Here is a 14,703-nt window from a genome sequence, read left to right on the forward strand (position 1 = left end):
GGTATGAACCTACTTCAAAATCAGTCGCTTCGCTGCTGTTTTCGATTTCACCATAGCGGTGCTATGCCTCAATCTCCAAACAGCCTGATTTTCTTGCAGTTTCAAACCTCATCACGATTCCTAATGCATAAACCGGGTTCAAAGCTTGGAACATTTCCTATATTTGTAACTCAGGAATGCAGCAATATGAGAGAAGATTATCTAAATGGCGATGATGAGCACATGAACCAGACGGACAAGGACTTTGAAAAAGCCTTACGCCCGCTGAGCTTTGATGACTTTACAGGCCAACAAAAAATACTGGACAATGTCCAGGTCTTTGTAAAGGCAGCCAAAAAAAGAGGCGAACCTTTGGATCATGTACTTTTACATGGCCCTCCTGGTCTGGGCAAAACCACCCTAAGCCATATTATTGCCAACGAACTCGAATCAAGTTTGAAGATCACCTCAGGACCGGTCTTGGACAAGCCGTCTGATCTTGCAGGCCTCCTGACCAACCTCGAAGAGGGAGATGTGCTTTTTATAGATGAGATCCACCGCCTCAATGCGGTAGTAGAGGAGTACCTTTATTCTGCCATGGAGGATTTCAGAATTGATATCATGCTGGACTCTGGCCCCAATGCACGGTCTGTTCAGATCACCCTGAACCCCTTTACCCTCATCGGTGCCACTACCAGGTCAGGCCTGCTCACTTCTCCGCTCCGTGCCCGATTCGGCATCAATGCTCGATTGGAGTATTACGATGCCAAACTTCTGACTACCATAGTCACACGGTCAGCTAACATCCTCAAGACGCCTATAGATGAAATAGCGGCATTTGAGATAGCCCGAAGGAGCCGTGGCACACCGAGGATCGCCAATACCCTACTGAGGAGGACCCGGGATTTTGCCGATATCAAGGGTGATGGTACCATCACCTTGGAGATCGCAAAAATAGCTTTGGATGCCTTGGACGTGGATGAAAACGGTCTTGATGAAATGGACAATCGGATTCTTACCACTATCATCGAAAAGTTTAAGGGGGGACCAGTGGGTATCTCCACTATTGCCACCGCCTGTAGTGAAGAAGGAGAGACCATTGAAGAGGTCTACGAGCCGTTTTTGATTCAGGAAGGTTATTTAAAAAGGACCTCCAGAGGACGAATCGCCACGGAACTGGCCTATAAACACCTGAATATCCGACCTCATTTTGGTGGCCAAAGTGGCCAACTTTTTGAAGGTTAATCCCTAAGTTGCCCGTTTGAAGAAATGGGCCAAATGAAGTCAAGGTAATCTCAGCTATGATGCAGGAGGACAACAACGCAGCAACGATCAAGCAACTTGCCCAGGAGTTGGGGTTTGAATTTTGCGGCATTGCGGAAGCAGGGTTCTTGGAAGAGGAAGCCCCAAGACTGGAGGCTTGGCTCAACCGAAACTATCATGGTGAGATGGCTTACATGGCCAACCACTTTGACAAAAGGCTCGATCCTACCAAGCTCGTCGATGGAGCCAAAACCGTGGTGAGCTTGGTGTATAATTATTACCCTGAAAAAAAGCTCCCTGAGGGAGATAAAGAGCTCAAAATTGCCAAATATGCCTACGGCAAGGATTACCATTTTGTGATCAAAGACAAGCTTAAGTCCTTTTTGAACCGTCTAAAAGAAGAAATTGGCGATGTGGGAGGAAGGGCTTTTGTAGATTCTGCGCCAGTGATGGAACGACAATGGGCCCAAAAATCCGGCCTGGGATGGCAAGGAAAAAACAGCCTCCTGCTCAATCGCAAAATGGGCAGTTTTTTCTTTTTGGCAGAGCTCATCATTGACCTCAAAGCCACTCCCGACAACCCGGTGACCAAGGATTATTGCGGTAGCTGTACCCGCTGCATAGATGCATGTCCTACGGACGCCATCGTCCAGCCAGGGGTGGTAGATGGAAGCCGATGTATTTCCTATTTCACCATTGAGCTAAAGGAGGAGTTGCCCACTTCGATGAAAGGCAAATTTGAAAACTGGATGTTTGGTTGCGATATCTGTCAGGATGTCTGCCCGTGGAACCGCTTTTCGCAGCCTCACCAAGAACCAGAATTCCTGCCCCATCCGGAGCTTGAAGAAATGACCCGGCGGGACTGGGAGGAGATCACCCAAGAAACTTTCAGTAAGGTATTCCAAAAATCAGCGGTCAAAAGAACCAAGCTAAAAGGCCTCCAACGAAACATCCGCTTTCTTAATGATGACAACACATAAGCAGGGTTTACCGGATCAAGCGCTATTTCTGGGGGAATGTATCCAAAAACATTGCCCTCACGCAAGCTGAAAGCCTAGTTCAACCCGGAATATGCATTAGCCTATCTGTTGCGATTCCTAACGCATAATCAGGGTTCAATGCCGTTTAGTTAAGGGTATGTCCTCCTTTTCATGTACCTAAAAGTCCTTTTTTTGATTGGCTTTGGCTGGGGAAACCTGATCATCTTGGTGGATTTTATCCTTTTCCTTTTTTCCATTGATGAAAAAAGAAAGAAAAAAATCTAGGCCGGTGGTATGCCTTTTAAAATGGAACATGGATTTACCCTGCGACCGAGATCCGTCACCCATTTTAATTTCCACCCGATGGCTACGACCTAAAAGTGAGTGGGTCTCGCTGTTCCACGACGCGAGCCAACTCCCTTTCTTAACGGCCTCCACCATCGGCTGGAAAACAGGCATACCAAGGGCCGTAATAAGGAAGCGATACCTTTTTTGGATCAGGGGGGCTTATAGTTCTCGCTCAACTTGGTTACTTAAGAAAATATACCACTACATGGAATAATGATGATAATTTATCCATAAGAAACTTATTAATCGGATCCGCCTTGCAGGTATTGGGCGTTAAGAAATTAAATAGCGGGTGGGCAAAAAGGCAGGCTTGTTTGACGAAATGCTGCCCTAAAAGAATGTTGGCAGCTAAAAAGGAGGAGTTTGCCTGCATGAGGGCAGGTTTTAATTTTAGGCCAATAGATGCACAGCGGCGGGGTTTTTTGGTTACTTTTTTGACCTGAAGCAAAAAAGTAACAAAGGTAAAGGGATGAAAAACACCTAGGAATTTAGCTAGAAAAATAGCTGCCCAAGGGAAAAATATAGAACCCATATTTTCCAGATTCACACTAACTAAACGGCATTGATTCCGGGTTCAACACCTGCATCTTACCAAACCAACTTCCACGATATAAAAGCCTATCTATTGCGATCTGAAATTGCTTCAAAATCAATGAATCAATTGGCGTCAATAATGTCCTGTGAGATGATCTTATAAATCTCTGCTATTTGATCATTATAGTTCAGGAACTGGTGATGCATGTCCAACACATTCAGGTCCCCTCGAACTGCGGGGCCCGTTTGGGCGGCTTTGGCACCTATTTCCAGGGTTTTACTGATTTGTTCTATAATAAGCGGCTGCAACATATCAAAGTCCAATCCCTGTCTTCGCATCACTTCTTCCGCTATTCTGATCATGTGATTGGTAAAATTACTTGCAAACACCGCTGCTATATGCAGGGCCTTCCGATCCTTGGACTTCACCACATAACAATTGGGGGAGAGGCTCTTGGCGAGTTTTTTGAGGCATAGAAGTGTGGCCTGATCGTCTGACTCCAATAGAAAGGGCACTTCGTCCATTTCTATCTGCCGAGACTTGCTAAAACTCTGCAAAGGATAAAATATCCCTGTATAGCTGGCCGAACTGTAATTTAGCACATCCAAGGGCATGCTGCCAGAGGTGTGCACAAGGATGCTGTTTTCCGGCAAAATAATGGCATCGGCAATCTGGCTGATGGCCGCATCGGCAACGGCTATGATATAGACCCTTGCTTGGCTTTCAGAAAAATCAAGGTCCGTTTTGACTTCGGCAGTATAAAGCTGATTGACAATTTTTTCGGCTCTATGAAAGTCCCTACTATAAATCTCCGTGACGGTATGACCTGCATTTTCCAGCGCTGGCGCCAAATGCCAAGCGACATTGCCGGTACCAATCACTGCTATTTTGTATTTTCCCATAGGGCTCAACGTTGTTTTTGTTGGTTCCTAAATTACAGGTTTAACCCGGATTATGCGTTAGGAATCGTAGTGAGAGCTGAAAGTGCAAGAAAATCAGTTAGTTTGGAGGTATTAGCGTAGCACCGCTACGGTTATGCCGAAAACTAAAGTGAAATGGCTGATTTTGAAGCAGTTTCAGGTCGCAACAGATAGGCTAATGCATATTCCGGGTTTAACCCAAACCATAAAAAAGCCCGCTCCTTAATTTGGAAGCGGGCGGCTAATATTTATTTACTCGAGACCCTTGTCCCGCATTTTTACGAATTCATCATAGCGCCTGTAAATCGCTACTGCAAACCCCATCAACATGACGATGGTACCCATCCATAGCACATTGATATAGGGTTTTACGAGTGCTTTCATCACCACATAATCTTTCTGATGACTATTCACCGTAAAAATAAACTGGTTACTTTCAGGGCTGATATTATCCACTTGGACTTTGATGCCCAAGTCATGGTTGGTCACCGGTATTCTTCCTACTTGATTTCCCCGGATCAGGAAAATGGGCTCTAGACGGATTTGTCTGTCATGGTCCTGAACGACCAAGTTCGCTTTTACGGCGACATCACCTTCTTTTAGCTCCACCCCATCTACATTTTCCACGACTTCTCCACCTTCAAAAGTGGTCACATAATCACCTAAGTGAAACTGCTCTCCCGGAGTAGCTTTGTACTCTTTGTCCTCGCCCCACTCAGGGTCGTCATAACTATTGATAGCAGAAATGTGTGTATAAAGATCCTTGTTCAGGTAATGTTTGGAATCAGGTGAAGAGATCAACCCCATAGTGGGATTGGGCTGTGACATCGGAAACAGCGTAAACTGCAGCTGCTGATCTTGATAATACTCGATTTCGAAATAGCTGTTTTCTTCCAAAACAATATCTACTTCATCACCTTTTTTGTGGTAAGTTTCCTCATCTATGACAATATCTTCTAAGGCGATCGCTTTGTTCTGTTGTCCCGTCATTTCGAGCTTACGCACACTGACATAGCCGGGCACTCCCTCCAGTTTCTTGTGTCTTCCACGATAGACCACTTCATAATCTTTCATCTGAAGTGGCTGGTTGACCCAGAGGAGGACATTTTCCTTGTTCAGCTCATCTTCCCAATCCCGCTTATAGGTAAGGCCAGACATGTTAATACTGACCGTATCCGAATAACCGGAAGAAAACATGATACCGATGAGCATCAATCCTATCCCGATATGGGCCAGTGACCCACCGGCCAGTTTGAAGGTGGATTTGCGAAGTAGCTTGGTAAGAATGGTGGCATTGGCCACCACAGTAAAGGTACCCGCCATGACGATGATCATATAGGTAATGTTCCATACTTGTGCCAAGCTGATGATAATAGCAGACAACAACAAGGAAATAATATAAGGTGTCACCAAGGCACTTTTTAAGGCCGCCTTGTCCATCTTTTTCCACCAGAAGAATTGTCCCACGGCGGTAAGCAAGGCCACGACTACCCCAAACCAAAGTTGGAATTTAGTGTAAAACTCAACCTGATCTGCCGGAGGTGCCATATTGGAGATCCCTCCAAAAGCCTCTATGATGGCATTATAAACTGGAATGGAAGTCGGCAGGATTACCTGAAAGGCCATCAGACTCAAGACCGTGGCACCAATAAATATCCAAAACTCCCGAGAGTAAACAGAAGCTTCCCTTTCAGAACTTGGAATGTCTTTCCAGGCCCTGACAGAAAAGAAAATCGCTACAAACAGGAAAAAGAACAGGTAAATCAGCAATTGGCCCGAAAGGCCCAAATCCGTAAAGGAGTGTACGGAAGTGTCTCCCAACACACCACTTCTCACCAAGAATGTAGCATAAAGCACTAAAATAAACTGCGTAATTACTAAAACGATGGAAGTCTTCAGGGCGGTGCTACTTTTCTTAAAGGTGATCATGGTGTGGATAGATGCCACAATGATCAGCCAAGGGACATAGGAGGCATTTTCCACTGGATCCCAGTTCCAATAGCCCCCAAAGTTCAAGGTGACATAAGCCCAATAAGCCCCCATGATGATGCCCATACCCAAAATGGAAGCGGAGAAAATAGTCCAAGGAAGTGCTGGCCTGATCCATTCTTTGTAGCGCCCTGTCCACAGCCCTGCCATCAAGTACGCAAAAGGCACAAGTGTAGAAGCATAGCCCAAGAAAAGTGTCGGAGGATGGATCACCATCCAGATATTTTGCAAGAGCGGGTTAAGACCAGTGCCATCTTCGGGAACGAAATCAGGGTTCATTTGGAAAATGGGCGCATTGGCCACATCCCTCAAGAGAATAAAAGGGGAACTACCGATCTTCAAATCACCAATCACCACACCTAGGATCATGGAGACCAAGAACGCTTGCACCAACGAAAACACCACCATAACAGGGCCTTCCCACGACTTGTTGGTGTGAATCAAGAACAAGCCCAACAGGACATCCCAAAATATCCAAAGGATAAAACTCCCTTCTTGCCCTTCCCAGAAACTGGAAATCATATAATGCACCGGCAGTGCTTCGGAGGAGTGAGAATAGGCGTAGAAATATTCGAAACGGTGATTATAAATTATATTAAAAAGGATCACGCCAATGGATACGGCGGATACCGCATGGATATAAAAGAAAATTCTGCTGAATTTTCTCCAAGAGGCCTTTTCCGTTTCGGGTACTATGGTGTATTGATAATAGGACCAAGCGGTGATGATCGCACTAACAAAAGCCAAGATCACCATGAAATGGCCCAGGTTACCAATAAAGGTATTAATCATAATTTTTTACATAAATCAGGTTGAGCAATGGGACAGGTCAGTTATTTCTTGGACGCGGTAACCTCTCTAAATTCGTTGTCCTGGTATTTTGATGGGCACTTCATCAGGATCTTGTCGGCAACAAACATCTGATCGGTCTTATACGCACCGATAACCACGACTTGTTCCGATCTGGTAAAATCAGCGGGAACAGGTTCGTTATAATACACTTGCTGTTCGGTACCGTCATTATCTACCATGGTAAAGGTAAAGGAGGTTTTGTCCTCGCCTACTTCCAGTCCAGTGACGGTGCCACGGCTGTCCTTTTTTAAGTGGCCGACCACATGGATAGGGTCTTCATCTCCATTACTGGCCATTTCCTTTGCAGTAGAGAAGCTTTCGTAAGAGCTGGCATCTCCTATAGAGGAAATAATGATGACGATCGCCACCGCGATAATTCCAAGACCGATGATATGTCCTTTTTTCATGAGTTGTTTACGTTAATCAGCGGATGGTATTCCGCAGATGGATGTACTTAGAAACCTTACGCAAATCCCAAGGGGAGGTTTGCTCAGTTTCTAAATTCTTTTTCAAGTCGGGACAGTTTTTTGTCTGTACCTATAAGGTAAACCAAAATTCCTCCCATAACAATTCCAATTACGCCCACTAGCACGTAGATTTTTCCATTGGACCGCATCTCGTCGGCCATGTCTACACTATAGTTTTCGTAATCTTCGGTATTGATTTCTTTCTTTTCCTGCCCCATCACCTGTAGGCTGATAAACAGCAGGAAAACCACTAGCCACTTTTGCATTTGCTATTGATTGATAAGTTTATCTTCTATTATTCTTTCCAGTCGCTTGGCCCTGATGCGGAGGCTTGCCAACCACACTCCCAGCAAAGTCCAAGCGATGATCGCCGGGTAGAAGACCATTCGGAGATTGCTGTCAAGGTCATAGGCATTAAAGCCCGGGTTACCACCATTTCCTGGATGAAGGCTGTCCGTAAGCCGCGGCAACACAAAAATCAACGGGATAAATGCAGCAAACGCAAAAATATTATAAACAGCGCCGATCCTGGCACGTTGGTGGACATCCACTAGGGAGTTTCTAAGGATGAGGTAGGCAAAATAAATGAGCAAACCAATGGCTGCTGCATTCTGCTTGGGATCACCACTCCAATAATCTCCCCAAGTAAACTTGGCCCATAGCATGCCGGTTATGATCCCTAACACACCGAACAGGATCGCTGCATTGGTAAATTCTATAGCGATGTCATCGTCTTGCAGGTTTCCTGACCTTAAATACTTCACACTATAAATGACCGCCACCACCAACATAATGATCATGCCAAACCACATGGTCACATGAAAATGAAGGGCCCGGATGGTTTCATTGAGAATGGGTAATCTAGGTGCTTCGAAGAGAAGGCCGGCGATGATCGTGTAAGCTAAGAGAATGACCGCCAATACTTTCCACCAATTTGCTCGCATGGTTATTACTTTGCTATTGTGGTGCAAAAGTAAGGTATAACTTCTTCATTTTCGACCTTTTCATCAAAAAGTTGACCGGCGGCGATTGTTTAGGCATCCTAAGGGATAAATTTTCTCCCTTCGCATACCCCTCGGTCCCCTAAAAGGGGAGGAGCCCGCGCTCGGTGTACGGTAAACTGTAAGCGGTAACCAGCGGCCGATTCAATGGTGAGTTGACGTTAGACAGTGGGCAGTCTTCCAATAAAAAACGCCAAGCCCTCTTAATAGAATGTAGAGTTCTTGGCGCTTTAGGTTTTAGCAGGATAAAACTGCGTTTATTTTATGCGTTCCAATTGGCTGAAGAAGAAGCTTCCTTCGATTTCGGCGTTTTCATCAGAGTCAGATCCGTGGACGGCGTTGGCTTCGATAGACTTGGCAAACAATTTTCTGATGGTTCCATCTGCTGCCTCAGCAGGGTTTGTGGCCCCGATAAGGGTTCTGAAGTCAGCTACAGCATTGTCTTTTTCGAGGATGGCAGCGATGATCGGACCAGAAGACATGTAATTGCACAGGTCATTGTAAAAAGGACGCTCTTTGTGCACGGCATAAAATTTACCTGCCAGCGCAGCGGAGAGTTGCGTAGCCTTCAAGGCCACTACCCTGAATCCAGCTTCTTCGATCATTTTTAGGATAGCACCTGAGTTGCCTTCAGCAAATGCGTCTGGCTTGATCATGGTGAAAGTTCTGTTACTTGCCATTTTGTTTGTTTTTGAAAATGATGGTTTATATTTGGCTGCAAAATTAGCGTTTTTACTGGAAACTCAGAATATTTACAATTATTTGTAGGTTATCTTATTCACTATAAGACGCTTATATAAATTTGGGATTTTTAAAAAATTATATAGACCTTTGCGTCTTGTGTACTGTAAAAAGTGCTACTAAAATATTGTAGATGCTAGATTTAGAGTCATTTCAAAAACTGCTGTCCTCACCGAAGAAGATCGTCATCACCACCCATCACAAGCCTGATGCCGACGCTTTGGGATCTTCATTGGGGATGTCAAATTACCTCAAGAAGAAAGGGCACGACGTGACGGTGATCACCCCTTCAGATTATCCTTCTTTCCTGTATTGGATGAAAGGAAACGATGATGTGGTGAACTTCGAGAGGGAAGGCTGTCAAAAAGAGGCCATTGAGTTGATCAATGCGGCTGAGATTATTATGTGCTTGGATTTTTCCTGTTTGAGCCGGATCAATGAACTAGGTAAGCTGGTCAAAGAAGCAGATGCCACTAAGGTGAACATTGATCATCACCAAGATCCTGAGGATTTTGCCGATTTCAGGTACTGGAGCACGGACGCTGCGGCTACCTGTGAGTTGGTTTATGATCTTATCGTGAAGATGGATGAAAAAGACCTTATAGACAGCGATATCGCTGATTGCTTGTATTCCGGGATCATGACCGATACAGGCGGGTTTAAGCACCCCAACACCACGAAGCACGTGCATATGGTCACAGCGGAGCTGATCGGTCTAGGTGCTGACAATTCCAAAATCTCCCGCTTGATATATGACACCAATTCTGTCAATCGCCTAAAATTTATCGGATTTGCGCTAAGCAGACGGCTGGTCATCCATACGGATCTGCATACGGCCTATTTTTGGATCAGCAAGCGCGACCTGAAAAAATACGATTCGCGGACAGGAGACACAGAAGGGCTGGTGAATTATGCACTTTCCTTGGACGGCATCAAAATCGCTGCTATGTTTACCGAGCGAAAAGACGGTGTGAAAATCTCCTTCCGATCGATCGAAAACGTGGCGGTAAATAAATTTGCTGCCAAGTATTTTGAAGGTGGAGGACATAGAAACGCCGCTGGGGGAAAATCCATGGACTCTCTCAAAGACACCATCGAAAGATTCGAGAAATTAATAAAAGAAAATCAAGAACGATTATTAAATCAACTAGAATTAGTCAATGAAACCGACAAGGTTTAATTAATCAATAAGTTAAAATAAATGATTAATTAAAATCTTCAAGGTTCCATGTGGCCATTGAAAACAATCAAACATCACATGAAAAACATTAAAAGTTTGATGTTGTCAGCCGGTATGGTGGCAGCATGCTTGGGGGTAATCTCTTGCCAAAAAACCAAAACTACCGAAGACGGTACCGAGTACACGTACATCGAGGAGGGTAGCGAAAAACCAGAAAACGGCCAGTTTATCATCTATGAATTTACTGCCAAAAACAGCAAGGACTCCATATTTATCTCCAGCATTGAGAATGGCGCACCCGCCTACATGATGCACAATGACTCCGTCAAGCGCTACGACACCACTAAGGTAAGACCAGGTATCGATGAGATCTTCTCCAGTATCCGCAAGGGTGACAGCATACAGTTTACAGCTGCTGCGAGCAAGATTTTTGGGGAAATGAACACTCCTCCTTTCTTAACGGCCGATGAAAATGTGACCCTTAATATTGGTGTTACCGATATTTTGGATGAATCCGAGATGCAAGACTTCATGACCAAGGTGCAGGAGAAGCAGCAAGCTAAAATGGCCGAAGAAGCCGAAGCACAGCTTGCCGAGGACATCAAGAAGATCCAAGATTACATGGCAGAAAACAATATCAATGCTACCAAAACTGAATCAGGATTATTCTATGTCATCGAAGAAGAAGGTAATGGAGAGACCGTGGAAGAAGGCAATACAGCTGTGGTAAATTATACCGGTTATGTCCTTGAAGATGAAACGATCTTTGACACCAGCCTAGAGCACATAGCCAAAGAAAACGACATTTTCAGTGAAGGAAGACCTTATGAGCCATTTGAAGTGATGGTGGGCAAAGGACGTGTGATCCCCGGATGGGACGAAGGACTTCAACTGCTAAAAGGCGGAAGTAAGGCCAAGTTATTGATTCCTTCTACTTTGGCTTACGGACCTCGTCAGGCTGGTGAAGTGATCAAGCCAAACTCTGTTTTAGTATTTGACGTAGAAATAGTAGAAGTGCAGAAATAATTGAATGAAAATCCTTAAGCAACTATTCATAACAGCCCTCATTGTGGGGCTGTTTGCTTCCTGTATCAAGGATCAGGAAAGCCCACAGGAGGTTTATCAAAAAGATCTCAAGAAGATTGAAGATTACCTGGCTACCACCGATTTCCAGGCCAAAAAAACGGAACAAGACCCAGACAGAGGGATAGTCATGCAATGGGACTCCCTTTCTTATTCAGGGATAAAATCGGAAGAAGGGGACACCCTACTTGTGAACTATACGGGAATGTTACTTGACGAAACGGTATTTGACACCAATATCGAGGCCGTTGCCAGAGAAAACGGAATGTATTCCTCAGAAAGGGACTATGTTCCATTAGAGGTTTACAGCAACAATTATATCCAAGGGTTTTTATATGCACTTTCCGAAATGGAAAAAGGCGATAGGGCCAGAGTCATCATGCCATCTATATGGGGCTATGGAAATGTAGACAAAGGAATAATCCCCCCCAATTCCGTGTTGATATTTGATCTCGAACTCAAGGATATCATCAAAAGCGAAGAAGACATAACGACCGAAGAGTGATATGAAAAAGTTAGTGATTGGCCTAATGGCTGCGATAGTAGGAATAGCCGCATTTTCATGTGAGCCGAACAATCCATATGATTTTGGTCCTCAGTATGATTTTGAAGGCAATATGGAAACCGATAGCCTCAAGATCGCCGCCTACTTGGATACAGCTCAGATCGACAGCCTTTACCGGATACATGACCCAAGTGGCACAGTGATCATCGTCCAAGAAGAAGGCAATGCTTCTAGGCCTAATTATGGCAATGTCATTTATACCAATTATGTCGGAAAATTGATGGAGGACGGGACGGTGTTCGATACCAATATTGAATCTGAAGCCATAGAAAATGATCTGCATGAAGAGGGTGATGAGTATGGTCCTTATGATTTTCAGTTAGTAGCACCTGGACAGCAATCCGAAGTTATTTTAGGCTGGCAATATGGGTTTAGCCATTTAAGAAGTGGCTCAAAAGCCGTGTTGGTTATTCCTTCACCACTTGCTTATCAGGATCAAGAAAAGGGACTAATTCCAGCCAACTCGATTTTAATCTATAATGTGGAATTCTTGGGGATGGATTAAACCCGGTTCTGAGAAAAGATATCATAACTAGAAACACCTCAGCTTTTGCTGAGGTGTTTTTTTCATGAGAGAAGAGTACTTCTTAGAGCTAAGAACCTCAATTCGATTATAAAACCGTTTCCGTAGAGTGGTCGGAAGGAAGCCAAAGGCGTGCTTGTCTGGAGCCAAACAAGGCTTAGGGGGAGATTTGAGGAGCGGAGGGTGTGCCTGGGCAGACAGGTTCGCGATGACGTAACATAACCGTCATCGCGAGGAGGAACGACGAAGCCATCTCTCCTCTAAAAACGAGATTGCTTCATTCCGCTATCGCTCCATTTGCAATGACCGTTTTAATACTAAAAATAAGTCGAGCTCAGGTTTTTAGGACGTCCTCTTTCAGGAGATAAAATTGACTTTCTGTATAACATTATTATTCTTCCAATATCCGCTTTACCCGTTCCTTCAGTATAGGAAGCACTTCCTCCCCAAACCACGGGTTTTTGGCCTGCCAGATATTGTTTCGGGGTGAGGGATGAGGCAGTGGCAAATATTCAGGGAGGTACTCGTGGAAATTTTTTACCGTCTCGGTCAGTGTTTTTCGTGAACGGTTTTCCAAATAATATGCTTGTGCATAACTCCCTACCAACATGGTCAGCCTTACTTCCTCCATCATCTCCATTAGCCGACGGTGCCACAGTGGTGCGCATTCTGGCCGCGGGGGAAGATCGCCTGATTTACCTCTTCCCGGATAGCAAAACCCCATAGGCACCAAGGCGATTTTATTAGGATCATAAAAGATAGCCCTGTCTACATCCATCCATTTGCGAAGGTTGTCGCCACTTTTGTCATTCCAAGGAATGCTAGATTCATGGACGATTTTGCCCGGTGCCTGGCCGATGATGACAATCTTGCTTTGTGGGCTCCCTGTAACGATGGGATTAGCCCCCAAAGGCAGAGATTCCTTACATAGATCACAGGACCTTATCTCTTTTAGTAATTGCTGCATGGGCATTATTCATTTGCCTTACAAGGTACCTAGCTCATTTAATATTTTAAACCCGGACTCCAAGACATTGAAAAAAAGTGACGTAAAACCGCTAACTTATCCCCCCCATATTCGATGAATAAAAAGCCTGATGAAGATAAATCGAACTAACGCTATCACGCAAAAATACTGATGCTTTCCTCTTCAAAATAGGTTTCGACTATCTCTTCCTGAGAAGGAAATGCCTGATAGCCGACCAAATTCTGGAACATCATCCGAAGACTCTTACCGAATGTTCTCTCTGCGGCTCGGTAATTATTTCCTTTTTTAGCCTGGGGCACACCGGGTATTAATTGCTTGGCATTGGAAATTTTCTCTAGGTACTGGTCCAGTGTTTTGGCAAGTAGTTCGGAAGTCTTGATGTCGATGGATGTTTCATCATCGCCTGGCAAAAGGGCAGGAAAAACCCTTGCTATGATATTGCCAGTATCCACTCCTGGGCTAATATGATGAATGGTACCTCCTATATTTCGGTAATCTCGATTGTGCATGGCCCAAAAAAGGGTATCGTTTCCCCTGTATTCGGGCGCTATCCCGTAGTGAATATTAATTGCAGCCAAGCGGGGTATTCGTAATATCTCATTGCTGAGCAAGGGTGCTCGACAAGTAATCAACAAGTCTGGTGACAGGCGTCTGAGAAACTCCGCCCCTTCAGGAGAATTTAGCTCTTTGGCGTCGTAAGGAACACGATTAAGAATGCTTGGACTATCTTGACGATACTCTCCCAACCTACTTTTTAAGGCTTGATAACGAATCCTTCCCAATACCCGATTGGCCAAGCTATAAAATCCCCTTTTCTTTTTTGGTCTTACTCCCGTAAATTTTGGCTGTATGACCACAGCTCTTGGCTGGAATTTCAATATACTGTTCACAACAATCATTTCCCTAGCCTTGCATTCACTAATGATGACTATTTTCATATACTTGCTTTAGTAATAGTGTCACTCCTAAACCTCCTAATTTAGGTTTAGGGCAACTATGCGGTTTCATAAAATGAATTACAATATAAGTTAATTTTACAACTATTAAAAAGTATTTTAAATACATTAAACATCTCTTTATATATAAACATGTTTTAACTAAAAATGTTTCATTTCGTTGAAGTTAGATTCCAAAACAGCTTATTCACTTACCCCGGTTTCATTCTCGTTTAGTTAAGGGCATTTCCCCTTTTTGATTCACTTTAGCCTCGGAACATTGATTGTTCTGGAGGACCTTATCCTATTTATACTATATGCCTGATCCCCAGTAGATTTAACCCGGAATATGCA

Annotated in this window: 16 protein-coding genes; 6 read left to right on the forward strand and 10 right to left on the reverse strand. The window is 44.3% G+C overall.

Going from position 1 to position 14,703, the window contains the following annotated elements; translation table 11 throughout:
- Positions 1 to 186 precede the first annotated feature (186 nt).
- Together ruvB and queG are read left to right on the forward strand one after the other, a co-directional pair.
- Positions 187 to 1,224 (forward strand): Holliday junction branch migration DNA helicase RuvB, encoded by a 1,038-nt coding sequence (gene ruvB, locus DN752_RS10595; RefSeq protein ID WP_112783918.1) that lies wholly within the window; start codon positions 187 to 189, stop codon positions 1,222 to 1,224.
- 56 nt (positions 1,225 to 1,280) lie between these two features.
- The gene (gene queG / locus DN752_RS10600) at positions 1,281 to 2,222 is read left to right on the forward strand and encodes a tRNA epoxyqueuosine(34) reductase QueG (protein ID WP_112783919.1); all 942 of its coding nucleotides are present in this window, start codon (positions 1,281 to 1,283) and stop codon (positions 2,220 to 2,222) included.
- A 177-nt stretch (positions 2,223 to 2,399) separates the two neighbouring features.
- Here the strand turns inward: queG and DN752_RS24465 are convergent, their stop codons facing one another.
- The 8 genes from DN752_RS24465 to DN752_RS10635 form a co-directional block, all read right to left on the reverse strand.
- On the reverse strand, positions 2,400 to 2,681 hold the full coding sequence (locus DN752_RS24465) for a hypothetical protein (RefSeq protein ID WP_162633188.1): 282 nt from the start codon (positions 2,679 to 2,681) through the stop codon (positions 2,400 to 2,402).
- Between the two features lie 70 nt (positions 2,682 to 2,751).
- On the reverse strand, positions 2,752 to 3,102 hold the full coding sequence (locus tag DN752_RS10605) for a hypothetical protein (RefSeq protein WP_112783920.1): 351 nt from the start codon (positions 3,100 to 3,102) through the stop codon (positions 2,752 to 2,754).
- A gap of 125 nt (positions 3,103 to 3,227) precedes the next feature.
- Complete coding sequence (locus tag DN752_RS10610) at positions 3,228 to 4,007, reverse strand: Rossmann-like and DUF2520 domain-containing protein (RefSeq protein ID WP_112783921.1); 780 nt, start codon at positions 4,005 to 4,007, stop codon at positions 3,228 to 3,230.
- A gap of 270 nt (positions 4,008 to 4,277) precedes the next feature.
- On the reverse strand, positions 4,278 to 6,806 hold the full coding sequence (gene ccsA / locus DN752_RS10615) for a cytochrome c biogenesis protein CcsA (protein WP_112783922.1): 2,529 nt from the start codon (positions 6,804 to 6,806) through the stop codon (positions 4,278 to 4,280).
- A 41-nt stretch (positions 6,807 to 6,847) separates the two neighbouring features.
- Positions 6,848 to 7,273: a cytochrome c maturation protein CcmE domain-containing protein gene (locus tag DN752_RS10620; RefSeq protein WP_112783923.1), complete on the reverse strand. Its 426-nt coding sequence runs from the start codon at positions 7,271 to 7,273 to the stop codon at positions 6,848 to 6,850.
- 83 nt (positions 7,274 to 7,356) lie between these two features.
- A complete protein-coding gene (locus tag DN752_RS10625) occupies positions 7,357 to 7,599 on the reverse strand; it encodes a CcmD family protein (RefSeq protein WP_211324203.1) in 243 nt (80 codons plus the stop codon).
- A gap of 3 nt (positions 7,600 to 7,602) precedes the next feature.
- Entirely contained in the window at positions 7,603 to 8,304 is a 702-nt protein-coding gene (locus DN752_RS10630; protein ID WP_262511698.1) for a cytochrome c biogenesis protein, read from the reverse strand.
- A 287-nt stretch (positions 8,305 to 8,591) separates the two neighbouring features.
- Entirely contained in the window at positions 8,592 to 9,014 is a 423-nt protein-coding gene (locus tag DN752_RS10635) for a nucleoside-diphosphate kinase (RefSeq protein ID WP_112783925.1), read from the reverse strand.
- Positions 9,015 to 9,208: 194 nt separating this feature from the next.
- Here DN752_RS10635 and DN752_RS10640 point away from each other — a divergent pair, with 194 nt between their 5' ends.
- The 4 genes from DN752_RS10640 to DN752_RS10655 all read left to right on the forward strand — a co-directional run bounded on the left by DN752_RS10640 (position 9,209) and on the right by DN752_RS10655 (position 12,408).
- Positions 9,209 to 10,255 carry a DHH family phosphoesterase gene (locus tag DN752_RS10640; RefSeq protein WP_112783926.1) on the forward strand — a complete coding sequence of 349 codons (1,047 nt, stop codon included), beginning with the start codon at positions 9,209 to 9,211 and terminating at the stop codon, positions 10,253 to 10,255.
- Positions 10,256 to 10,333: 78 nt separating this feature from the next.
- Positions 10,334 to 11,281, forward strand: a complete 948-nt coding sequence (locus tag DN752_RS10645; protein ID WP_112783927.1) for an FKBP-type peptidyl-prolyl cis-trans isomerase — start codon at positions 10,334 to 10,336, stop codon at positions 11,279 to 11,281.
- 4 nt (positions 11,282 to 11,285) lie between these two features.
- Positions 11,286 to 11,843: an FKBP-type peptidyl-prolyl cis-trans isomerase gene (locus DN752_RS10650; protein ID WP_112783928.1), complete on the forward strand. Its 558-nt coding sequence runs from the start codon at positions 11,286 to 11,288 to the stop codon at positions 11,841 to 11,843.
- A gap of 1 nt (position 11,844) precedes the next feature.
- Complete coding sequence (locus DN752_RS10655; RefSeq protein ID WP_112783929.1) at positions 11,845 to 12,408, forward strand: FKBP-type peptidyl-prolyl cis-trans isomerase; 564 nt, start codon at positions 11,845 to 11,847, stop codon at positions 12,406 to 12,408.
- 409 nt (positions 12,409 to 12,817) lie between these two features.
- Here DN752_RS10655 and DN752_RS10660 read toward each other — a convergent pair whose 3' ends face one another.
- Both DN752_RS10660 and DN752_RS10665 read right to left on the reverse strand, forming a co-directional pair.
- Complete coding sequence (locus tag DN752_RS10660) at positions 12,818 to 13,393, reverse strand: uracil-DNA glycosylase family protein (protein ID WP_112786501.1); 576 nt, start codon at positions 13,391 to 13,393, stop codon at positions 12,818 to 12,820.
- A 155-nt stretch (positions 13,394 to 13,548) separates the two neighbouring features.
- On the reverse strand, positions 13,549 to 14,352 hold the full coding sequence (locus DN752_RS10665) for a formyltransferase family protein (protein ID WP_112783930.1): 804 nt from the start codon (positions 14,350 to 14,352) through the stop codon (positions 13,549 to 13,551).
- Positions 14,353 to 14,703 lie beyond the last annotated feature (351 nt).

It is taken from the genome of Echinicola strongylocentroti, from assembly GCF_003260975.1.
Taxonomy (GTDB): Bacteria; Bacteroidota; Bacteroidia; order Cytophagales; family Cyclobacteriaceae; genus Echinicola; species Echinicola strongylocentroti.